We start from the raw sequence: 20,574 nt of genomic DNA on the forward strand, positions 1-20,574 counted from the left end.
ATCCCGGGAGGGTGCTGGGCCGCAGTGACCGCATGGTGGGCCTCGAAGAGCCGTGGGGGGGGGGGCCCCCCCCCCCCCCGGGGGGGGGGGCCCCCGGGGGGGGGGGGGGGGGGGGGGGGCCGGCGGGGGGGGGGGGGGGGGGGGGGGGGGGGGGGGGGGGGCCCCCCCCGCCCGCCCCCCACGGCTCTGCGACCGGCCCCGCGCACCGTCAGTACTGCGCGATGTCCACGTTCTCCAGGACGCCGACCGCGTCCGGCACCAGGATCGCGGCGGAGTAGTAGGCGCTCACCAGGTAGGAAATGATGGCCTTGTCGTCGATTCCCATGAACCGCACCGACAGGCTCGGCTGGTATTCGTCCGGAATTCCGGTCTGGTGCAGACCGATGACGCCCTGGTTGTCCTCGCCGATTCGCATCGCGATGATCGAGCTGGTGCTCCCGACGATCGGGATCTTGTTGCACGGGAAGACCGGAACCCCGCGCCAGGACAGGATCTGCTTGCCCTCGACCTCGACCGTCCCCGGGTAGAGGCCGCGCTTGTTGAGCTCCCGGCCGAAGGCGGCGATGGCCCTGGGGTGGGCCAGGAACATCCTGGTGCCGCGACGGCGGCTGAGCAGCTCGTCCATGTCGTCCGGGGTGGGCGGGCCGGAGTGGGTCTGGAACCGCTGCTCGTACGCGGCGTTGCTGAGCAGGCCGAACTCCGGGTTGTTGACGAGCTCGTGCTCCTGCCGCTCGCGCAGGGCCTCGATGGTGAGCCGGAGCTGGTGCTCGGTCTGGTTCATCGGCTGGTTGTAGAGGTCGGCGACCCGGGTGTGCACCTTGAGGATGGTCTGCGCGACGCTCAGCTCGTACTCGCGCGGCCTCAGCTCGTAGTCCACGAAGGCGCCGGGCAGCTCGTACTCGCCCCGGTGGCCGGCCGAGAGGTCGATCTCCGCCTCGCCGTGCTTGTTCTGCGCCTGCTGGAAGCCGTTCAGGTACTCGATGACCTGGAGCTGGAGCGCCTCGGAGCGGTCGTGCAGCTCCTGGAAGGAGGGCCAGGACAGCGTCAGCACGGTGCCGGAGGTCGCGGCGCGGACGGTGTACGGCCAGTCGCCGCCGTCCTGCCGGATCGCCTCGTCGCCGATGGGGTCGCCGTCCGCGAGCGAGCCGAGCACCGTCTCCTCGCCGTACTTGCCGGTGCCCAGCCGGTCGAGCTTGCCGTGCGCGATCAGGAAGACCTCGGTGATCGGCGCCCCGGCGCGGACCAGGACGTCGCCCGCGTGGAAGTCCCGCTGCACGAAGCGCGAGGCCAGCTCCTCCAGCACGGCCTCGTCCTGGAAACCGCGCAGCGCCGGCACCTCGGCCAGGGTGGGCGGGACGATCCGCACCTCGGTGCCGGTCTTGACGAAACTCACCCGGCCGCGGCCGACCGAGTAGCGCAGGCGGCGGTTGACCCGATAGGTGCCGCCGGACACCTGCACCCAGGGCAGCTTCCTGAGCAGCCAGCGCGGGCTGATGCCCTGCATCTGCGGAGCGGACTTCGTGGTCGTCGCGAGGTTCCGCGCGCCCGCCGTGCTCAGACTCTGCTGCTGCCGGATCTCCGATCGCGCACCAGGCGCAGGAATACCAGCATTGGTTTCGGTCGACATGAGGGGAGCCCTTCGCATATCCCGATGAAGTGTCGCCTTGCACATGCGTGTTGCAGCTTCATCGTGGGCCCATTCGATGGCGCCCCGCAATCACTCGTTCGAGTGGTTCGGAATGGCCGAACAAATAGTACGAATAGATCACCTGATCGATATCTGTTCGACTATTCATTCGAACAAAATCGGAGTGCCGCGACCCATCCTCCCCCATCCGCGCCCCGGCCCGCACCCCCTCGGCTCGACCCGCACCCGGCGCCCCGCCGTCCGAGCCGTTCGAACAGGCCGCCAGGGTGCCCTGACCTTTCGTCAACTCTCTGCTGGGAGCGGTCACATGAGTGCACCCGTACGCGTCTGGCTGAACCGCACCTACGCCGAGAACGTCTTCTTCATCGAGCAACTGCGCGCCGCCCCGCGCCCGGTGGTGGTCCACGCGACCCACGGCGACCCGGACTCCCCCGTGCTCGCCGCAGCCGACCACGGCACCCCGGAGCCCGCCGACCTGGCCGCGGACGGCTACGTCGGCTACGCCCTGGACTACTGCGCCCGGCACGCCATCGACGTCTTCGTCCCGCAGCTGCACCAGCTCGCCATCGCCCTCGCCCGGCCGGAGTTCGAGGCGATCGGCACCGAGCTGCTCTGCCCGCCCGCCACCGCGATAGCGGCCTTCACCAGCAAGGCCGACGGCTACGCGGCCATCGCCGGGGCCGGACTGCCCACCCCGCCCTGGTGGCGGGTGCGCACCCCCGACGAGCTGTGGGGCGCCGTCGAGCGGATCGAGGGCACCGGGCACACCGCCTGCCTCAAACCCACCGCCGGCACCGGCGGCGCGGGCTTCCGGGTGCTCACCCGGGAGCCGTACGGCGCACGGCGGCTGGCCGGCTGGGACCACCGGGTGCAGGTCGAGCAGGTGGCCGCGGCACTGGCCGGGGGCAGCCCGGACGGCGAGCCGGTGGACCTGCTGGTGATGCCGTACCTGGACGGACCGGAGGTCTCGGTGGACTGCCTGGCCGACCGGGACGGTGACCCGCTCACCGCGGTCGGACGCACCAAGGAGGGCCGCCGCCGGGGCTTCACCACCGAGGAGCGCTACCTGGAGCCCGTCCGGCGGCTGGTCCGGGCGACCGGAATGGCGTACCTGTCCAACGTGCAGTTCCGCAGCTTCGACGGCCGGCCGGTGGTCATCGACGTCAACACCCGCCCCGCCGCCGGGCTCCACCAGCTGCGGCTGTGCGGCCTCAACCTGCCGTGGGACGCGGTGCGACTGGCACTCGGGGAGCCGCCGGAGCCCGCGGGGACGGAACCGGACGTGCGCGGCATCGAGTACACGCTGGTGCCCGGCATCCAGCCGGTCCTGCCGCACCGCGCGCCGCGAGGGGCGTCGCCGGTCCGGGCCCGGGTGTGACGGACCGACGCGAGCGGCAACCCCGCCGCTACAGCGGGCCGTTCCAGTCGAGGGTCGGCTCCAGCACGCCCTCCAGGGTGAGGAGCCAGCGCTTCACCTCGATCCCGACCCGGCCGCCGCCGAAGCCGCCGATCCCGTCCGCCGCCACCACCCGGTGGCAGGGCACCAGCAGGGGGACGGGGTTGGCGGCCATCATCTGCCCGACCGTGCGGGCGGCCAGGCCGGGCTCCGCGACGTCCTCGAACACCCCGCTGCGGGCGGCCAGTTCGCCGTAGGTGATGGTCCGGCCGTACGGCACCTCGCGCCAGAGCGTCTGCAGCACCGCGCGGTGCGGGCCGGAACTCAGGCTCCAGTCGATCGGCAGGCCCAGCTCGCGGGTGCGGCCCGCCAGGTAGGCGCCGATCCGCTCGGTGACGGCGGCGATCTTCGACTCGTCGGTGCAGGGCGGCACTTCGCCCCCGCTCGGCCCGCCGTAACCGGCCGACGCCACGCCGAGCGGGGTCACCGCGATGCGCATCGGCCCGCTGGGCAGCGGCGTGGGCACGGTCAGCCAGGACATCGACCAGGACTGCGGCACGCTCGGGCCCCCACCCTCCACCGGACCGGCCCGCCGACCACCCGGCGCCCGGGAGGCGTCCCCGCCCCGTGCGCCATGGTACGGCGGGCCGCCGACGGCACGGGCGGCTGCGGTCACTCCGGTCAGAGCTGCCCCTTGAGCCCGCGGGCGTTCGACGCGCACCAGTGCACCAGCTCGGCACGGTCCGGGGCGCGGCCCTCGCACAGCACGGTGAGCTGTTCGTCGTTGATCCGGTTCGGTCCCGGGATCTCCAGCAGGTACGCCAGTTCCGCCAGCACGGTGGCGAGCCGCTCCGCGTCCGTGTGGTCCAGGGTGACCGCGGACTCGTGATGGCTGATGGTGAGCGAGCCGGGCATGATCGACCTCCTCCGTCACCCCCGCCCTCCACGGTACGACCGGGTCGGCCGCCCCGCCCGTCGCGGAGGCGTACGTGCGCGGGAGGGGCAGCCGGTCGCGCTCCGGGGCCGGCCGGGCGCGGTGCGCGGTGGGCCGGGGGTGCGCCCCGAAGCCGTCCGAGGGGTTGGTCAGCTGTCCGGGCCCTCCTCCCAGCGGCGGTTCCGCACCGCCGGTACGGCCAACACTACGGCCCCGGCAACCAGTTGCCAGACCGCCCCGACCAGCAGCACGGCGCCCGCCCCGAACCGGTCCGCCAGCGGACCGGCCGCCGCCAGCCCGAGCGGGCCGAGGGCGAAGGAACCCAGCACGCCGAACGCCGTCATCCGACCGAGCAGCTCCACCGGCACCCACTTCTGCGTGGTGGTGCTGTAGAGCGTCCCGCAGACCGCCGAGCCGACCCCGGCCACCAGCGCGCCGGCGGCCACCCAGGGCAGCCCCGCCCCGGCCGCGAGCGCCCCGGAGGGCAGCGCCCAGCCCAGCGCCGCCACCGACGCCACCGCGAGCGGACGGGCGGGCGCCCGGCCGAGCATCAGCAGGCCTCCCAGCACCGCGCCGGCGCCGTAGCCGCCCATCACCAGGCCCCAGGCACGGGCGCCGCCGAGGTCCTGCTGCGCGAGCAGCGGGCCGAGCACCAGGAAGGGGGCCCAGACCAGCAGGTTGAACAGGCCCATCTGCACGGTGGTGATCCACAGCCACGGGCGGGAGGCGAACTCCGACCAGCCGGCCCGGACGTCCCGAATCATCGACTCCCCGCCGACCGCCGCCCGCACCGGCAGTCGCAGCATGGCCAGCGCGAAGGCGCCGACGCCGTACGTGACCGCGTCGGCCAACAGCACCGTCGCCGGGCCCCAGGCGGCGGTCACCAGGCCCGCGGTGGCTGGGCCGACCACGCTGGACACCGAACGGCCCAGCCCCAGCAGGGTGTTGGCGTCCGCCATCAGTTCCTTGCGGCGCACCAGGTCGGGCACGACCGCGCCGAAGGCCAGCATGAACAGCCCCTCGCCGATCCCCCAGGCCGCCACCAGCGCGACCATCGCCCAGACCGGCGCGTGCCCGACCGCCAGCAGCCCGGCGAACAGTGCCTGGACCAGGCCGCGCAACAGGTCCGAGCCCAGCATCACCCGACGGCTGCCGAGCCGGTCGGCGATCACCCCGCCGGCCGGCAGCACCAGCACCACCGGGAGGATCCGGGCCGCCATCACCCACCCCACGTCGCTGCCGCCGCCCCCGCCGTCGAGCACCGCGAAGGCGACCGCGACCGGCGCCATCGAGGAGCCCACGAGGGAGGTCGTGTACCCGATGAAGAACCACGTGAACTCGCGCTCGCCGAGCACGGCGAGACGGTCTCCCAGACGCCTTCTGCGGGCCGGGATCCGTTCGGTCTGCACTGCCATGTGCAGCAAGTCTGCGGTCCGACGGGGAGCGGTTCAAGGGATTGCGGAGAAAAAGTTGAGCCTTTTGGGGTCAATTTCCTGCGGCCATCCATCTGCCGCAGTAAATGTCAGTCACTATGGCTTCCCACCTGCCATTTACTGCGAATTGCGGCTAGGGTTCGAACGGCTTGAGGGGATTGATTTACTGCGAAAGAGGGCGGTCGTGAAAGAAACTGCAGCAGGACTCCCGCCGGTCGAGTACGCCGTCGCCGTCGAGCGCTACCTGGCCGCCTCCGGGCTCGCCGACGGCTCCCGGCGGATCTACCGGATCGCGCTGGACACCTGGGCCTGGGCCCTCGCCGACCGCCCCGCCCCCACCGGCCCCGAACGGCGGCGGGCCCGGCCGCCCCTCCTGCCGCTCGCGCTGCTCGACCAGCCGGACGCCGCCGAGCGGCTCCGCGCCGCGGTCGCCCGGCGCAGAGCCGACACCGACCCGCGCACCCTCAACCGGGAGCTCTCCACCCTGCGCGCGGCCGTGGCCTGGTGGCGGGCCCGGGGCTGGATCGACGGCGACCCGACCGCCGGCCTGCGTCCCCGCCCGCTGCCCGACCCGGCCGCGGCACCGGGCCCCCTGACCCCCGAGGAGCTGCGCGCCCTGTTCGCCCTCCGCGCGCCGCTGCGCGAGCAGGCGCTCTGGCACCTGCTGCACGAGTCCGGCGCCGCGATCGAGACCGTCCTCGCCCTGGACACCGACCACCTCGACCTGCCCCGCCGCCGCACCCTCCCCCACCCGGACCGCGCCCCCGTGCACTGGCAGTCCGGCACCGCCCGACTGCTCCCCCTCCTGGTGGCCGGCCGCGCCACCGGCCCGCTCTTCCTCACCGACCGCCGCGCCCCCACCGGCACCCCCGCCCGCGACCACTGCCCGTACACCGGCCACGCCCGCCTCTCCTACCGCCGCGCCGCCGAACTCTTCACGGCCCACACCCGGCCGCTCGGCCCGGGCTGGACACTCCGCCGGCTGCGGGCGGGGCGGTAGGACGGAACGGAAGGCGCCGAGCGGGAGGGCGGGGCGGGCAGGCGGGGCGGGAGGGCAGGGCGGGCAGCCGGGGCGGGAGGGCGTCGAGCAGTGGCCGCCGGCCGAGCCGCGGAGGGCTCCGACGCGCCGTTACGCAGCCGATGGGCGGCCGTGACACGACCGGCCGAGGACCGCGACACGACGCTCCTACCGTCATCCACGACGCCCCGGCCGAACCGGCCGGAGGGCGTCCGCGACGAGGACGTACGCGTCCGGCGCCGACGACGGACGTCCCGCGACACCGGCACGCCGGGTCCCGCGAACCGCACCGCGGACCGGCAGCCACCACGCACCGACCGATGCAGAGGGAGACACCCCGTATGAGCAGGAGCCGCACCCACCACTCGCCCGCCCGCCGCGTCCTGGCGGCCTGTGCCCTGACCGGCGCCGCACTGCTGGCCACCGTCACGGGCGGACAGGCCTGGGCCGACAGCGCACCGAAGCCCGTAGCGACCGCCCCCACCCACGCGACCCCGGGCAGCGACGCGGCGGCGAAGACCGCCGTCCCGGTCCCCCCGAAGGCCGAACCCGCGCCGGCCGCGCCCGCCCCGAAGGGCGCCGTCACGCCGGCCCCGGTCGCCCCCGCCGGCCAGCCCCAGGTCCGCGAGGTGCCCAAGGGCGCCGCGCAGGCCGGTGACGGCTCCGCCGCCTCCGAAGGTTCGGGCCTGATGCTCGCCGGTGGCGGCACCGTCGCGGCCGTCGGCGCCGCGGCCCTGGGCTTCGCCGTCCTGCGCCGCCGTTCCGGTGCGCGCGGCTGACACCGGTCCCGAGTCCGCCGGGCACCCCGGCGCCGCTTCCCCGTACCCGGCCAGTCGGGGAAGCGGCGCCGGGGCCGCCCCGGTGGCGGGGACCGGCAGCCGCCGACGCGCCAAGGGACACCGGCGGGGGCGCCGACGCGCCGCCCGGCCCGGGCCGGGCCCCCTGCGCCGCACCGCCTTCGGCACCGCGGGCCTGCTCTGCCTGGTGCTCGGCACCTCACTCGCGCTGTCCGGCCGTGAGACCCCGGTGGTGCGGGTCGAGACCTCCGGGCACGGCGCCGGCGCCGACGTCCCCGCGGCGGCCCCGGGCACGACCGGCACCGAGCCCAGCGCGCCCACCGCTCCCGCCGCCGCCAAGCCGTTCGCGCCCTCGCCGCCGACCCGCCTGCTGGTCCCCTCCGTCGGGGTGGACGCACTGGTGGCCGACCTCGGCCTGAACGCCGACGGCACGGTCGAGGTGCCGCCGGCCGACCGGGGCGACGAGGTCGGCTGGTACCGCAACGGCCCCACCCCCGGCGAGCCCGGCCCCGCCGTGCTCATCGGGCACTACGACACCGTGCACGGCCCGGCGGTCTTCAAGCAGCTGCCGAAACTGCGGCCCGGCGAGCTGATCCGGATCCGGCGCGCGGACGGCAGCACCGTGGACTTCAAGGTCCGCACGCTGCTCCAGGCCGCCAAGGACCGCTTCCCGACCGAGCAGGTGTACGGCGACACGCCCGCGCCCGCGCTCCGGCTGATCACCTGCGGCGGGCGGATCGGCTCGGACGGCCACTGGACGGACAACATCATCGTGCTGGCGGACCTGGCCTGACGACCCGGTACCGGCCGTACGGAGTGCCGTCGCGGAACCATCGACCGCCGTCCGCGCGACCTACCACCCGGGGCCGTGACGGGAGCGACGAACCCCGGCGTCGCCGCAGACCAGGAGGACGAGCACCGACCGTGGCAGCAACACCAGCACCCCGCCGCCGGCCCGGCGCCGTCCCGGTGGCCACCCTGGCCGGCCTGGTCGTCGTCCTCGCCCTCGCCGCCCTCGCCTTCGGCCGGGCCACTCCCGGCGGCCTGAGCGACCGGGGCCCGGCCCAGGCCGTCACGCCGCCGCCGGCGACCCGGGCGCTCTGGCCGCAGTTGCCCACCTCCCCGCCGCCGGCCACGCCCGCGGCCGGCGTCACCCAGGAGCCGCCGCAGCCCGTACCGGACCTGACCGTCCCCGGGCGCGACATCACCGCGGTCGACGTCCGCACCGTCCTCGCCAAGGATCCGAAGGTGAGCCCGGAGGAGCGCCAGGCGCTCGGCTCCTGCGCCGGGTGTGAGGTCCGCGCCCCCGAGTTCCGCGACCTCACCGGGGACGGACAGCCCGAGCTGATCACCGTCGTCACCACCCCCGGACCGGTCGTGCTGCACGTCTACACACTCGTCGAGGACCGTCTGCTGCCCGTCCTCCGGGTGCAGGTCCAGCCGACCTTCACCGCCGCGACCATCGACACCGACCTGTGGCTGTACGAGCCGACCAGTGTCTACGTCCTGACCAGCAGTCACTACCAGTGGGACGGGACCAGGCTCGCCCTGAAGGAGCGCCTGGACAGAGGCGTCGGCGTGCTCCCGCCCACCGGCACGGACACCGGCCGGCCGGCCGCCACCGCGGCCGAGCCCGTCCCGCCGGCGGCACGCCCCACCCCGTCCGCGCCGAAGAAGGCGGCCCCCGATGCCGTCGTCCCGCCGGCCCCGCGCCCCGTCCGGCCGTCCTCCGAGCCCACCGCCCCCGTCGTGCTCCCGGAAGCGAAGCGATGACCCCCGCAGGCACCCCCGCCGCCCCCGGCGCCACTCCCGCCCACCCGCACATCCTGCTGGTCGAGGACGACGAGGTGATCCGCGAGGCCACCCGGATGGCCCTGGAGCGCTACGGCTTCCCGGTCACCACCGCGGCCGACGGCCTGGAGGGACTGGAGGCCTTCCACGCCGTCCGGCCCGACCTGCTCCTGCTGGACGTCATGCTGCCGCTGCTCGACGGGGTCGGCCTCTGCCGCCGGATCCGGGAGGAGAGCCAGCTGCCGATCCTGATGATGTCCGCCCGGACCGACCCGGTGGACGTGGTCTCCGGGCTGGAGGCCGGGGCGGACGACTACGTGGTCAAGCCCTTCGAGAGCGCCGTCCTGGTCGCCCGGATCCGTACGGTGCTGCGCCGTATCCGGGTCACCCCTGCGGTCGACTCCCCACTGCCGCCGGGGGCCCCGTCGGCTTCCCCGGCCATCCCTTCCTCCCCCGCCGTCCCCTCCTCCCCTCCTTCCTCGCCCGCCTCCCCCGTCGCCGTGCGCAGCTTCGACGGCCTCCAGGTGGACACCGACAGCATGGAGGTCCGGGTGGACGGCCGCCTCGTCCCGCTCACCCCCACCGAACTGCGGCTGCTGCTGGAGTTCACCGCCGCGCCCGGGATCGTGCTGGAGCGCTCCACCCTGCTCGAACGCGTCTGGGACTACGAGTGGGGCGCCGACACCCGGGTCGTGGACGTCCACGTGCAGCGGCTGCGCGCCAAGATCGGCTCCGGCCGGATCGAGACCGTCCGCGGGTTCGGCTACAAGCTGCGGCGCCCGGCATGACCCTGCGCCGCCAGATCGCCACCGCCGTCGCCACCATCGCCGTCCTGGTCGCGGTGGCCGTCGGCCTGCTGGTCCACCAGGCGATGATCCGTCAGCACGTCGACCAGGCCCGTTCCTCCGCGCTCACCGCCCTCGACTCCGCACTGGCCGACTACGGCCGCGACGGCCCGCCGACCGGCCGGGGCGCGACCGTGAACGACCCGGCCCTGCCCGGCCGGCTGCGCGCCCTCGTCGACGGCGGCCGGCACGGCTCGCTGCTCGCCGCCGACGGCACCGGCGAGTCGATGTGGGCGGCCGGCCCGGTGCAGGACGGGGTGCTGTCCGTCCGGGTCGACTTCGCCCAGGACCGGCAGGCCATCGCCGACCTGGACCAAATCATCCTGCTCACCGTCGTCGCCGCGGTCTTCACCACCGTGCTGGCCGGCGTGCTCGTCGCCGACCGGATCAGCCGCCGGCTGCGCACCGCGGCCACCGCCGCCCGGGGCATCGCGGCCGGCGGGACGGACACCCGGATCGGCGAACTCGTCGACGGCAAGGACGAGGTGGCCGACCTCGCCGCCGCCGTCGACCTGATGTCCCGCACCCTGCACCGGCGGCTGGAGGACGAACAGCGCTTCACCGCGGACGTCGCCCACGAGCTGCGCACCCCGCTCACCGGGCTGGTCACCGCCGCCGAGCTGCTGCCGCCCGGGCGCCCCACCCAGCTCGTACAGAACCGGGTCCAGGCGCTGCGCGGCCTGGTCGAGGACCTGCTGGAGGTCTCCCGCCTGGACGCGGACGCCGAGTCCCCCGACCTGTCCGCCGTCCCGCTGGAGCGCGCGGCACGCCGCACCGTCTCCCTCACCGGCCTGGACGTCACCGTCGACATCACCGCCGACCGGCAGGTCCGCACCGACCTGCGCCGGCTGGACCGCATCCTCGGGAACCTGATCCTCAACGCCCACCGCCACGGCGCCGGCCCGGTCCACCTTCACGTCGACGGCCTGCGGATCACCGTCCGTGACCACGGCCCCGGCTACCCCGAGGACCTCCTCCGGCACGGCCCGCAGCGCTTCCGCACCAACGCCCCCGAACGCGGCCGCGGCCACGGCCTCGGCCTCACCATCGCCACCGGCCACGCCCGCGTCATCGGCGCCACCCTGACCTTCGCCAACCACCCCGACGGCGGCGCGCTGGCCACCCTCGTCCTGCCGTCGGACTGACCCCGACCAACAGGGAAGGGCCGGCCCGACACCCGTCGGACCGGCCCTTCCCACCTGCGCTGAGCCCCCTGTCGGGTTCGAACCGACGACCCCCGCTTTACAAGAGCGGTGCTCTGGCCAGCTGAGCTAAGGAGGCACGGTGGCCGTCCGCGATGAATCACGGCGGCACCGGAGGGCAGTCTACCGGGCCCGGGTGACGGGATGGGGGGATATCCGGGGGTTGGTGGGATGGGTGGGCGTGATGGAACCGATGCCGAAATCGGGTCGGGTGGGGGCTGACAAGCGGCGGATGCGCAGGTAGCGTCGCCGGGAGTCGGTTCGTGCAGTGGTTCAGACCACTGGCGGGTCGGCGGAGCACAACAGACCCCCTTTACTCGGATCGTCCGGCACGTTCCTGCCGGTGAAGGAGAACAACGACCATGGCTTCTGTCACGTACGACAAGGCGACCCGCGTCTACCCCGGGGCGGACAAGCCCTCGGTGGACGCGCTGGACCTGGAGATCGCGGACGGCGAGTTCCTCGTGCTGGTCGGCCCCTCGGGCTGCGGCAAGTCGACCAGCCTGCGCATGCTGGCCGGTCTGGAGGACGTCAACACCGGTGCGATCCGGATCGGCGACCGCGACGTCACCCACCTGCCGCCGAAGGACCGGGACATCGCCATGGTGTTCCAGAACTACGCGCTCTACCCGCACATGACCGTCGCCGACAACATGGGCTTCGCGCTCAGGATCGCCGGCGTGAACAAGGCGGAGATCCGCACCAAGGTCGAGGAGGCCGCGAAGATCCTCGACCTCACCACGCTGCTGGACCGCAAGCCGAAGGCGCTCTCCGGCGGTCAGCGCCAGCGCGTCGCGATGGGCCGCGCGATCGTCCGCCAGCCGCAGGTCTTCCTGATGGACGAGCCGCTGTCGAACCTGGACGCCAAGCTCCGCGTCTCGACCCGTACCCAGATCGCCGGCCTCCAGCGCCGCCTGGGCATCACCACGGTGTACGTCACCCACGACCAGACCGAGGCGCTCACCATGGGCGACCGGGTCGCGGTGCTCAAGGACGGTCTGCTCCAGCAGGTCGACACCCCGCGCACCATGTACGACAAGCCCGCCAACCTCTTCGTGGCCGGCTTCATCGGCTCGCCGGCCATGAACCTGGTCGAGGTGCCGCTGGTGGACGGCGGCGTGAAGTTCGGCGGCTCGGTCGTCAACATCTCCCGCGAGGACCTGGCCGGCGCCGGCACCGACAAGACGGTGACCGTCGGCATCCGCCCCGAGCACTTCGAGGTCGTCCCGTCGGGCGGCATCGAGGGCGTCGCGGTGACCGTCAACGTGGTCGAGGAGCTCGGCTCGGACGGCTTCGTCTACGGCACCAGCCAGATCGGCGGCAAGGACCACGAGCTGGTCGTCCGCGTGCCCGGCCGCCAGATCCCGGCCCGCGGCGAGACCATCCACGTCGTGCCGATCGCCAACGAGACCCACGTCTTCTCCACCAGCTCCGGCCTGCGCCTGAGCAACTGACGCAACCCTGCGCCACACCCTGGAGCCCGTCGGACCCTCGCGGTCCGGCGGGCTCCGTCCGTACACCCCCGCGTCAACACGGCGCGGGGACGAACCCGGACACCGTGTCACTCGATGGTGTAACGGAGGGCGATCCCGCCCGCACTCACCGCTACTCTCCTGAGGGTGAAGCAGCTTGTGCGCCGTATCGGCCAGACCGTCGCCCTGACCCTGCCGGTCGTCCTGGTGACCACCGGCACCCTCGCCGTGACCCGGGTCCCGTGGGCCCCGCCGACCGGGCTCGACCAGCAGGTCGTGGCGGCGTCCAGCGGCGACGGCGCCGGGATCGGGCGCTCCAACAACGCGGCCGGCACCGCGGCCAAGCCCGCGGACGGGCTCGCCCCGCAGGAGTCGCTGCGGGTGGTGCTGCTGGACGAGCTGCGCGCGAAGAACCCTTCCGCCGCGCTGGACCTGCTGGAGCGGTCGATGCGCGAGCAGCCCTCGCTGACGCCCTACTGCACCTCGCTCGCCGGCGAGTTGGGCAAGGCGGCGGTGCGCAAGTACCAGGGCGACGTCCAGCGGGCCCGTTCCTTCGCCCGTCCGGTCTGCGACGGCTCGTTCGCGGCCGGCGTCGTCGGCTGACCAGGCCGAGGAAGCCGAGACAGCCGACGGACCCGAGGAAGCCGAGCAAGCCAAGGGCCCAAGTCTCCCAAGGCGGCGGACGCCTCCCGTCCGCCGCCTTATTGTTCAGCCATGACCGCTGACTCCGGCCCCGACGCCGGCCTCCCGTCCGCCTCGCTCCCCCAGTCCCGTCCGCCGCGGCCGGCCACGACGCCCGTCGCCCAGGCCGTCACGCAGGCCGTCATCCTGGCCGGCGGCCAGGGCTCCCGGCTGCGCCCCTACACGGACGACCGCCCGAAGCCGCTGGTCGAGATCCCCGGGACGGGCACGCCGATCCTCGGCCACCAGCTGGCCTGGCTGGCCGAGGAGGGCGTCACCGACGTCGTCGTCTCCTGCGGGCACCTCGCCGACGTGCTGGAGGAGTGGCTGGACAGGACGGACCTGCCGCTGCGGGTGCGCACGGTGATCGAGGCGGAGCCGCTCGGGCGCGGCGGCGGCCTCAAGCACGCGGCCAAGGCGCTGCCCCGCCCGGACGAGCCCTGGTACGCCACCAACGGCGACATCTGGACCCGCTTCAGTCTGCGCGACATGGCCGCCTTCCACCACGAGCGGGACGCCGTCGCGACGCTCGCGCTGGCCCGGCCGCGGATCCCCTGGGGCGCGGTGGAGACCGACCAGTTCGGCAACGTGCTGGACTTCATCGAGGCCCCGCCCTCGCCCTTCCTGATCAACGCCGGCCTGTACGTGTTCAGCCCGGAGTTCGCCGAGCTGCTGCCGGACGTGGGCGACCACGAGCGCACCACCTTCCCCCAGCTCGCCCGCGGCAAGCGGCTGGCGGGCTACCAGCTGCCGCAGGGTGTGTACTGGCGGGCCATCGACACCGCCAAGGACCTCACCGAAGCGGCCAAGGAACTCGCCTCCGGCGCCGGCCGGGCGCCCCGGTAACCGGCACCACGAACAACCGGCACCCCGGTAACCGGCGCCACGAACAACCGAAAGCCCCGGACAAGCGAAAACCCGGACAACCGCACGCGGACAGGCCGTCGGCCGGGTGCTCCCCCACGGAGCACCCGGCCGACCGGCGTCACCGGGGTTCTCAGGTCGCGGTCGGCGCCCCCGGGTGGGAGGCCCCGCCGCCGGACAGGTCGGCCAGCGACGCGCTGCCCAGCACCCCGCCGAGCAGCCCGCCGGAGCTCGGGCTGGGCTTGGGCGCGGCCCCCGCGCCGCCGGCGCCCGGGGTGCTGCGCGACGCGGGAGCGGAGCCGCCCGAGCCGCCGGACGGCGCGGACGCGGCCGGGGAGGCGCCCGACCCGGCCTCCGCCCTGCCCGAGTGCCCCTTGCCGCTCGGCGTCGGGGTGGCCGGCTTGGTGGGCGGCGGGGTGGTCGCGCTCGGCGTCGGAGTGGCCGGGCGCGGGGCGGCGGGCGGGGGCGTGGTGGACGTGCCCTTGCCGCCGGGGGTGCCGGACGGGCCGCCGGACGGCCAGACCGGGGTGCCGTAGTCGCCGGCCGGACGGTCCGGCGCCTGGTGCGCCCGGGCGCCGGTGCGAACGGCGGCGCCGAACATCGAACCGAGCAGCAGGGTCACGCCGACCACGACCGTGGTGACCACGGTGCCGCGGCGCAGCACCCGGCGGCGCAGCGCGGCGGGCGCGTCCGCACCGAACCGGCGCCAGGCCTCCAGGCCGAGCCGCCCGTCCAGCGAGGCGAACGGCGCCCCGGCGATCACCAGCGGGCTCCACGCCGCGAGGAAGATCAGGTCCGGGGTGTCGTAGACCGGGACGGCCCGCCAGCTGACGGTGAACAGCAGCGCGGCGGAGAGCACCATCGCCGCGCCGGCGGCAAGCCGCTGCCAGAGGCCGAGGACGGTCAGCACGCCGACCACGATCTGGGTGAACGACACCACCAGCCCGGCGCCCACCGGGTGCGCCATGGCGAAGGCCAGCAGCGGTTCGGCGACCTTCCACGGGTGCAGCGAGGAGAGCCAGCGCATCATCGAGCCGCGCTCTCCGCCGTCGAAGTACACCGGATCGCAGAGCTTGCTGAACCCGGCGTAGACCGAGAGCGAGCCGAGGACGGCGCGCAGCGGCAGCAGCACCAGGCCGAGGTCGACCCGGCGGCCCGGGTACCAGGGCTGCCTGCCCGCGGCGTCCGCGGCGGAGACCTCGGGCAGCTCGCCGCTCGGGGTCCAGCCGTGCGGCTCGCCGACCGGGCCGACGCCCGCGTCGGTGGCGGTGCCGGTGCCCTCGCGGGGCTGGCGCGGGAGGGCCCGGGCGCCCGCGAGGGACGGGAGCACCTGGGTGTCCGCCTCGACCAGCCGGACACCGCCGGCCGGGGTGCCGCCCTGGCGCACCGCTTCCAGCAGCCGGGTGGCCGCGAGGTCCCCGGGGGGCGCCTGGCCGGTCCAGGTGACGGCGGTGACCCGGCCCTTGCGGCGCGGTGCGCCGCCGGCCCCGGCCCCGGCCAGCGCCGGGACGCCGGGGGCGGGCACGACGACCCGCGGGGTGACCAGCGGACGGCTGATCAGGCCCTGGTTGGCGTACGGGTCGCCGAACGCGGCGCCGGTGGACAGCAGTCCGGCCGGGGCCTCGATCAGCGGCGCCATCGGGGCGCCGAGCCGGAGCCGGAAACTCGCCTGGGTGCTGCTGAGCCGCGAAGGGTCCGACTCCACCTTGACGGTGTTGAGGCCGGGGCCCGCGTCTATCCCTGTGCTGCCGTCGCCGAACAGGGGGCGCCGAGGTGTTCTGGTGTCCACGCCCGTCTAACCGGGTGACGGCCGCTTAGGACACTCTCCCGGGTGGGTGTCCGACGCACACTTGAAGTGATCATGAAAAAAGCGATCGGGCCCGGTCGGGCCCGATCGCCTTTCACTCGGATTGCGGGGAATTCGGAAGATCGCCTGCGTCCCGCGTCCCGGCCGTGCTCAGCGCTCGGCCGTGCTCAGCGCGAAGCGCTCAGCGCTTGGCACGCAGCCGCGCGGCCTCGTACAGCACGATGCCCGCCGCGACACCGGCGTTCAGCGACTCGGTCAGGCCGGACATCGGGATCCTGACCCGCATGTCGCAGGTCTCCGAGACCAGCCGGGACAGGCCCTTGCCCTCGCTGCCCGCGACGATCACCACCGGGCCGGTCAGCAGCTCCAGGTCGCCGATCTCGGCCTCGCCGTCGGCGGCCAGGCCGACCACCATCAGACCGGCCTTCTGGTAGGCCTCCAGGGCGCGGGTCATGTTGGTGGCCCGGGCGACGGGCAGCCGGGCCGCGGCGCCGGAGGAGGTCTTCCAGGCGCCGGCGGTCATGCCGGCCGCGCGGCGCTCGGGGATGACCACGCCGTGCGCGCCGAAGGCGGCGGCCGAGCGGACCACGGCACCCAGGTTGCGCGAGTCGGTGACCCCGTCCAGCGCGATGATCAGCGCGTCCTGGCCGGCGTCGGCGGCCTCCTCCAGCAGGTCCTCGGGGTGCGCGTACTCGTACGGCGGCACCTGCAGCACCAGGCCCTGGTGGTTGAGCCCGCCGGTCATCTGGTCCAGCTGCGCGCGCGGGGCCTCCATCAGCGGGATGCCACGGTCGTTGGCGGCCTGGAAGGCCTCGCGGACCCGGTCGTCCGTGTCGATGAACTGCTGGACGTACAGCGCGTTGGCCGGCACGTCGCCGACCAGGGCCTCGACCACCGAGTTGCGGCCGAAGACCAGCTCGGCGCTGCCCGCGCCGCCGCGGCCACCGCGACCGGCACCGGCCCGGCGCATGCCGGCCCGCGACTTGGCGTCCCGCTCGCGCTTGATCGCGGCGTTGGCGGCCCGCTGCTTGGGGTGGCCCTTGCGCGCCTCGCCGGGCGGGGTCGGGCCCTTGCCCTGGAGGCCCTTCCGGCTGTGCCCGCCGGTACCGACAGACGCGCCCTTCTTCGATCCGGGGTTGCGGCGGTTCCTGCGCTGGCTGTTGCCGGCCATGGCTGTACTTCCTGTCTGTCCGGCATGCCCCGGCCGTCCCGGTCTGCCCGGTGGCGGCCGACGGCATGCGCTACGTCATGCGGGAGGGCCGCACCGGTCCGGTACGGCCCACCCATCACCCCGATCGTCGGATGGGGTTACTGGCTGTTGATCGTCCAGCGCGGGCCGGACGGGGTGTCCTCGATCGCCAGCCCGGCCAGGCCGAGCTGGTCGCGGATGGCATCCGCGGTGGCGAAGTCCTTGCGCTCGCGCGCCGCCTGCCGCTGGTCCAGGACCAGACGGACCAGCGAGTCGACCACGCCGTGGAGGTCCTCGCCGCGCTCCGCCCCGGCCCAGTGCGGGTCGAGCGGGTCGAGGCCCAGTACACCGAGCATCGCACGGACCTCGGCCAGTCGCGCCACCACGCTCTCCTTGTCGTCCGCGTTCAGGGCGCTGTTGCCCTGGCGGACGGCGGTGTGCACGACGGCCAGCGCCTGCGGCACGCCGAAGTCGTCGTCCATCGCCTCGGCGAAGGCCGGCGGCACCTCGGGCGCCGCGTCGACCGTGCCGCAGCGCTCGACGGCGCGCTGGATGAAGCCCTCGATCCGGCCGAAGCCGGCCTCGGCCTCGCGCAGCGACTCCTCGCTGTACTCGATCATCGAGCGGTAGTGCGGGGCCGCCAGGTAGTAGCGGAGCACGATCGGCCGCCACGCCCGGACCATCTCGGAGACCAGCACCGAGTTGCCCAGCGACTTGCTCATCTTCTCGCCGGCCATGGTGACCCAGGCGTTGTGCACCCAGAAGTTGGCGAAGTCGTCGCCGTAGGCCTTGGACTGGGCGATCTCGTTCTCGTGGTGCGGGAAGATCAGGTCCAGCCCGCCGCCGTGGATGTCGAAGGCCGCGCCCAGGTACTTGTGGGCCATCGCCGAGCACTCCAGGTGCCAGCCCGGACGGCCGCGGCCCCACGGGGTCTCCCAGCTCGGCTCGCCCGGCTTGGCGGCCTTCCACATCGCGAAGTCCCGCTGGTCCCGCTTGCCGGTCTCGCCTTCGCCCTCGGGCTGGCGCAGGTCGGCCAGCTTCTGGTTGGAGAGCGCCAGGTAGTCGGGGTACGACCGCACGTCGAAGTAGACGTTGCCGTCGGCCGCGTAGGCGTGGCCCTTGGCGATGAGCCCCTGCATCATCTCGATCATCTCGGGGATGTGCCCGGTGGCCCGCGGCTCGACGGTCGGCGGCAGGCAGCCCAGCGCGTCGTAGCCGTCGTTGAAGGCGCGCTCGTTCTCGTAGCCGATCTGCCACCACGGGGTGCCGAGCTCGCGCTCCTTGGTAATGATCTTGTCGTCGATGTCGGTGACGTTCCGGACGAAGGTCACCTGGTAGCCGCGGTAGGCGAACCACCGCTGCATGACGTCGAAGTTGAGCCCGGACCGGATGTGCCCGATGTGTGGCGCCGACTGGACGGTAGCGCCGCACAGGTAGATCGAGACACAACCCGGTACAAGCGGGACGAAGTCGCGTACCTGGCGGGTGCTGGTGTCGTACAGACGAATGCTCACAGCGTCAAGCGTAGTGGGCGGTGGGGGGTGCCCCGCCACATTCCCCGGGACAACGGGGGCGTGATCCCGGGGAAACGGTGGACCACGGGCCGCGGTCAGATGCGGCCGAGCACCTTGCTCGGGGCGAGCCGGACGATCACCCGGACGTCGTCCGGACCGTCCATCGTGTACTTCTCCTGGCCCATGTACTTGGCGGCCAGCTCGTCGATCAGCGCCCGGGCGCCCTCGGTGGTCATCGTGACCTCGCCGCGCACCTCCAGGTACTCGTACGGGCTGTCCGCCGGGTTGATCACGATCGAGACCCGCGGGTCCCGCACCAGGTTGAGCTGCTTGCGGCGGCCCTGGACGGTGGAGAACAGGATGTCGTCGCCGTCCCGCTTGACCCAGACCACCGAGGACTGGGGGCTGCCGTCGGGCTGGATGGTGGAGACCACGGCGAAGCTCTTGGCGTCGAGCAGGGCCTTGGCACGGTCGGAGAGCTGGGCAGTCACGGATTACCTCTTCTCGTCGGCGGTCCGGCCCGAGCGGAAACCCGTACGGGCCCGAACCGCACCCTAGCGACTCGGGCCCGAGAGAGGCCTGGTGAACACCCGTCAGCAGCGGGTCGCCGCCGCCTGCTCACCCGTGAGGGCTCAACGCCGTTCGTACACCAGGGCGGTGGCGATCGCGGCCAGGCCCTCGGCCCGGCCGGTCAGACCCAGGCCGTCGGTGGTGGTGCCGGAGACGGACACCGGGGCGCCGACCGCCTCGGAGAGCGCGGCCTGCGCCTCGGCGCGCCGCTTGCCGATCTTCGGCCGCACGCCGATCACCTGGACCGCGACGTTGCCGATCTCGAAGCCCGCCTCGCGGACCAGCCGGGCCGCCTCACCGAGCAGCTTCGCCCCGGACGCGCCGGCCCACTCCGGGCGGTCGGTGCCGAAGTGGGCGCCCAGGTCGCCGATCCCGGCGGCCGAGAACAGCGCGTCGCAGGCGGCGTGCGCGGCGACGTCGGCGTCCGAGTGCCCGGAGAGCCCGACCTCGGCGTCCGGCCAGTCCAGCCCGGCCACCCGGAGCGGGCGGCCGGCCTCGAAGGCGTGCACGTCGGTGCCGATCCCGACGCGGGGGATCACGGGAGTCTGCGGGTCAGTAGGCATCGGTGGCCCTCCGGCGGGCGAGTACGGCCTCGGCGAGCACGAGGTCCAGCGGACGGGTGACCTTGAACGCCTCCTCGTGGCCGGGCACCACGACGACCCGGCCGCCGTAGCGCTCCACCAAGCCGGCGTCGTCGGTGACCGGCGGCGCGTCGGCGGTGCCCGCGCCCTCCTCGGTCAGCGCCTTGGCGTGCACCTCGACCAGGGTGGCGCGGTCGAAGCCCTGCGGGGTCTGCACCGCGCGCAGGGTGGCGCGCTCGGGCGTGTCGAGCACCGGCTCGGGGCCGCCCGGGTTCGGCTCGACGCGCTTCACCGTGTCGGCCAGCGGCACCGCGGGCACCACCGCCTGCGCCCCGGCCCGGACGGCGGCCGCGACGGTGTCCACCACCTCGACCGGGACCAGCGGGCGGGCCGCGTCGTGCACCAGCACGACCTCGACCTCCTCCGGGATCGCGGCCAGGCCCAGCCGGACCGACTCCTGGCGGGTCGCCCCGCCGGCCACCACCCGGATGTCCTTGCCGTCCAGCCCGTGGCTGTCCAGCAGGGCGACCACCTCGGCCACCCCGTCTGCGGGCGCGGCGACCACGACCAGGCCGACCGCCCGGCTGCGGGCCAGGGCCCGGACGGCGTGCACCAGGAGCGGCACGCCTCCCAGTTCCCGCAGGGCCTTCGGGGCCCCGGGCCCCAGCCGCTCACCGCGTCCGGCGGCGGGCACCACTGCTGCTGCAACTGCTCCTGACGCGTTCAGGTTTCACTCCTTCGGCGAAGTGGGTATGGCCATGGCGTGCCCGGCGGGCGCACCGGGCCCCTTCCGAAGAACCACGGTCCACCGCCCGCCGCACAGCTCCGCAAG

20 protein-coding genes and 1 tRNA gene are annotated in these 20,574 nt (G+C 74.2%); 10 read left to right on the forward strand and 11 right to left on the reverse strand.

Going from position 1 to position 20,574, the window contains the following annotated elements; genetic code table 11:
• Positions 1–208 precede the first annotated feature (208 nt).
• On the reverse strand, positions 209–1,627 hold the full coding sequence (locus tag ACIRRH_RS08010; protein ID WP_403063282.1) for a family 2B encapsulin nanocompartment shell protein: 1,419 nt from the start codon (positions 1,625–1,627) through the stop codon (positions 209–211).
• Positions 1,628–1,955: 328 nt separating this feature from the next.
• Between ACIRRH_RS08010 and ACIRRH_RS08015 the strand changes: the two genes are divergently transcribed.
• Positions 1,956–3,026, forward strand: a complete 1,071-nt coding sequence (locus tag ACIRRH_RS08015; RefSeq protein ID WP_403063285.1) for an ATP-grasp domain-containing protein — start codon at positions 1,956–1,958, stop codon at positions 3,024–3,026.
• A gap of 28 nt (positions 3,027–3,054) precedes the next feature.
• On the opposite strand, the gene ACIRRH_RS08020 is transcribed toward ACIRRH_RS08015, so the two are convergent.
• From ACIRRH_RS08020 to ACIRRH_RS08030, 3 genes are all read right to left on the reverse strand, one after another.
• Positions 3,055–3,603, reverse strand: a complete 549-nt coding sequence (locus ACIRRH_RS08020) for a methylated-DNA--[protein]-cysteine S-methyltransferase (RefSeq protein ID WP_403063287.1) — start codon at positions 3,601–3,603, stop codon at positions 3,055–3,057.
• A gap of 122 nt (positions 3,604–3,725) precedes the next feature.
• A complete protein-coding gene (locus ACIRRH_RS08025) occupies positions 3,726–3,959 on the reverse strand; it encodes a hypothetical protein (RefSeq protein WP_403063289.1) in 234 nt (77 codons plus the stop codon).
• A gap of 168 nt (positions 3,960–4,127) precedes the next feature.
• Positions 4,128–5,393 carry an MFS transporter gene (locus ACIRRH_RS08030; RefSeq protein ID WP_403063291.1) on the reverse strand — a complete coding sequence of 422 codons (1,266 nt, stop codon included), beginning with the start codon at positions 5,391–5,393 and terminating at the stop codon, positions 4,128–4,130.
• 202 nt (positions 5,394–5,595) lie between these two features.
• On the opposite strand from ACIRRH_RS08030, the gene ACIRRH_RS08035 reads away from it, so the two are divergent.
• From ACIRRH_RS08035 to ACIRRH_RS08060, 6 genes are all read left to right on the forward strand, one after another.
• The gene (locus ACIRRH_RS08035) at positions 5,596–6,411 is read left to right on the forward strand and encodes a hypothetical protein (RefSeq protein WP_403063294.1); all 816 of its coding nucleotides are present in this window, start codon (positions 5,596–5,598) and stop codon (positions 6,409–6,411) included.
• Between the two features lie 359 nt (positions 6,412–6,770).
• Complete coding sequence (locus ACIRRH_RS08040; RefSeq protein WP_403063297.1) at positions 6,771–7,208, forward strand: hypothetical protein; 438 nt, start codon at positions 6,771–6,773, stop codon at positions 7,206–7,208.
• A gap of 82 nt (positions 7,209–7,290) precedes the next feature.
• Positions 7,291–8,019 carry a class F sortase gene (locus tag ACIRRH_RS08045; protein ID WP_403063300.1) on the forward strand — a complete coding sequence of 243 codons (729 nt, stop codon included), beginning with the start codon at positions 7,291–7,293 and terminating at the stop codon, positions 8,017–8,019.
• Positions 8,020–8,150: 131 nt separating this feature from the next.
• The gene (locus ACIRRH_RS08050) at positions 8,151–8,999 is read left to right on the forward strand and encodes a hypothetical protein (RefSeq protein ID WP_403063303.1); all 849 of its coding nucleotides are present in this window, start codon (positions 8,151–8,153) and stop codon (positions 8,997–8,999) included.
• Positions 8,996–9,805 carry a response regulator gene (locus ACIRRH_RS08055; protein ID WP_403063306.1) on the forward strand — a complete coding sequence of 270 codons (810 nt, stop codon included), beginning with the start codon at positions 8,996–8,998 and terminating at the stop codon, positions 9,803–9,805. The genes ACIRRH_RS08050 and ACIRRH_RS08055 overlap by 4 nt, the downstream gene beginning before the upstream one ends.
• On the forward strand, positions 9,802–11,007 hold the full coding sequence (locus tag ACIRRH_RS08060; RefSeq protein WP_403063309.1) for a sensor histidine kinase: 1,206 nt from the start codon (positions 9,802–9,804) through the stop codon (positions 11,005–11,007). Before ACIRRH_RS08055 ends, ACIRRH_RS08060 begins: the two co-directional genes overlap by 4 nt.
• Before the next feature lie 62 nt (positions 11,008–11,069).
• Here ACIRRH_RS08060 and ACIRRH_RS08065 read toward each other — a convergent pair.
• Positions 11,070–11,143 (reverse strand) — tRNA-Thr (locus tag ACIRRH_RS08065).
• A gap of 283 nt (positions 11,144–11,426) precedes the next feature.
• Between ACIRRH_RS08065 and ACIRRH_RS08070 the strand changes: the two genes are divergently transcribed.
• The 3 genes from ACIRRH_RS08070 to ACIRRH_RS08080 all read left to right on the forward strand — a co-directional run bounded on the left by ACIRRH_RS08070 (position 11,427) and on the right by ACIRRH_RS08080 (position 14,063).
• Positions 11,427–12,518, forward strand: a complete 1,092-nt coding sequence (locus ACIRRH_RS08070; protein WP_403063312.1) for an ABC transporter ATP-binding protein — start codon at positions 11,427–11,429, stop codon at positions 12,516–12,518.
• Positions 12,519–12,683: 165 nt separating this feature from the next.
• Entirely contained in the window at positions 12,684–13,139 is a 456-nt protein-coding gene (locus ACIRRH_RS08075) for a hypothetical protein (RefSeq protein WP_403063315.1), read from the forward strand.
• A gap of 111 nt (positions 13,140–13,250) precedes the next feature.
• A complete protein-coding gene (locus ACIRRH_RS08080) occupies positions 13,251–14,063 on the forward strand; it encodes an NDP-sugar synthase (RefSeq protein ID WP_403063318.1) in 813 nt (270 codons plus the stop codon).
• A 151-nt stretch (positions 14,064–14,214) separates the two neighbouring features.
• Here the strand turns inward: ACIRRH_RS08080 and ACIRRH_RS08085 are convergent, their stop codons facing one another.
• The 6 genes from ACIRRH_RS08085 to ispD all read right to left on the reverse strand — a co-directional run bounded on the left by ACIRRH_RS08085 (position 14,215) and on the right by ispD (position 20,469).
• Positions 14,215–15,786, reverse strand: a complete 1,572-nt coding sequence (locus tag ACIRRH_RS08085) for a DoxX family protein (protein WP_403063321.1) — start codon at positions 15,784–15,786, stop codon at positions 14,215–14,217.
• Positions 15,787–16,069: 283 nt separating this feature from the next.
• Positions 16,070–17,059: a 23S rRNA (guanosine(2251)-2'-O)-methyltransferase RlmB gene (rlmB, locus tag ACIRRH_RS08090; protein WP_403063324.1), complete on the reverse strand. Its 990-nt coding sequence runs from the start codon at positions 17,057–17,059 to the stop codon at positions 16,070–16,072.
• A gap of 137 nt (positions 17,060–17,196) precedes the next feature.
• A complete protein-coding gene (gene cysS / locus ACIRRH_RS08095) occupies positions 17,197–18,591 on the reverse strand; it encodes a cysteine--tRNA ligase (protein WP_403063327.1) in 1,395 nt (464 codons plus the stop codon).
• Positions 18,592–18,686: 95 nt separating this feature from the next.
• The gene (locus ACIRRH_RS08100; protein WP_403063330.1) at positions 18,687–19,082 is read right to left on the reverse strand and encodes a PPOX class F420-dependent oxidoreductase; all 396 of its coding nucleotides are present in this window, start codon (positions 19,080–19,082) and stop codon (positions 18,687–18,689) included.
• 141 nt (positions 19,083–19,223) lie between these two features.
• Positions 19,224–19,724 (reverse strand): 2-C-methyl-D-erythritol 2,4-cyclodiphosphate synthase, encoded by a 501-nt coding sequence (gene ispF, locus ACIRRH_RS08105; RefSeq protein ID WP_049657183.1) that lies wholly within the window; start codon positions 19,722–19,724, stop codon positions 19,224–19,226.
• Positions 19,714–20,469, reverse strand: a complete 756-nt coding sequence (gene ispD, locus ACIRRH_RS08110) for a 2-C-methyl-D-erythritol 4-phosphate cytidylyltransferase (protein ID WP_403063706.1) — start codon at positions 20,467–20,469, stop codon at positions 19,714–19,716. The genes ispF and ispD overlap by 11 nt, the downstream gene beginning before the upstream one ends.
• Positions 20,470–20,574 lie beyond the last annotated feature (105 nt).

The organism is Kitasatospora sp. NPDC101235 (assembly GCF_044767505.1).
GTDB lineage: Bacteria > Actinomycetota > Actinomycetes > Streptomycetales > Streptomycetaceae > Kitasatospora.

What these genes read in the sequence shown, in the direction of transcription:
- ispF (WP_049657183.1), bottom strand. Translation starts at nt 19,724, where the DNA reads ATGCCTACTGACCCGCAGACTCCCGTGATCCCCCGCGTCGGGATCGGC.
- rlmB (WP_403063324.1), bottom strand. Translation starts at nt 17,059, where the DNA reads ATGGCCGGCAACAGCCAGCGCAGGAACCGCCGCAACCCCGGATCGAAG.
- ACIRRH_RS08030 (WP_403063291.1), bottom strand. Translation starts at nt 5,393, where the DNA reads ATGGCAGTGCAGACCGAACGGATCCCGGCCCGCAGAAGGCGTCTGGGA.
- ACIRRH_RS08080 (WP_403063318.1), top strand. Translation starts at nt 13,251, where the DNA reads ATGACCGCTGACTCCGGCCCCGACGCCGGCCTCCCGTCCGCCTCGCTC.
- ACIRRH_RS08015 (WP_403063285.1), top strand. Translation starts at nt 1,956, where the DNA reads ATGAGTGCACCCGTACGCGTCTGGCTGAACCGCACCTACGCCGAGAAC.
- ACIRRH_RS08010 (WP_403063282.1), bottom strand. Translation starts at nt 1,627, where the DNA reads ATGTCGACCGAAACCAATGCTGGTATTCCTGCGCCTGGTGCGCGATCG.
- ACIRRH_RS08070 (WP_403063312.1), top strand. Translation starts at nt 11,427, where the DNA reads ATGGCTTCTGTCACGTACGACAAGGCGACCCGCGTCTACCCCGGGGCG.
- ACIRRH_RS08060 (WP_403063309.1), top strand. Translation starts at nt 9,802, where the DNA reads ATGACCCTGCGCCGCCAGATCGCCACCGCCGTCGCCACCATCGCCGTC.
- ACIRRH_RS08025 (WP_403063289.1), bottom strand. Translation starts at nt 3,959, where the DNA reads ATGCCCGGCTCGCTCACCATCAGCCATCACGAGTCCGCGGTCACCCTG.
- ACIRRH_RS08040 (WP_403063297.1), top strand. Translation starts at nt 6,771, where the DNA reads ATGAGCAGGAGCCGCACCCACCACTCGCCCGCCCGCCGCGTCCTGGCG.
- ACIRRH_RS08055 (WP_403063306.1), top strand. Translation starts at nt 8,996, where the DNA reads ATGACCCCCGCAGGCACCCCCGCCGCCCCCGGCGCCACTCCCGCCCAC.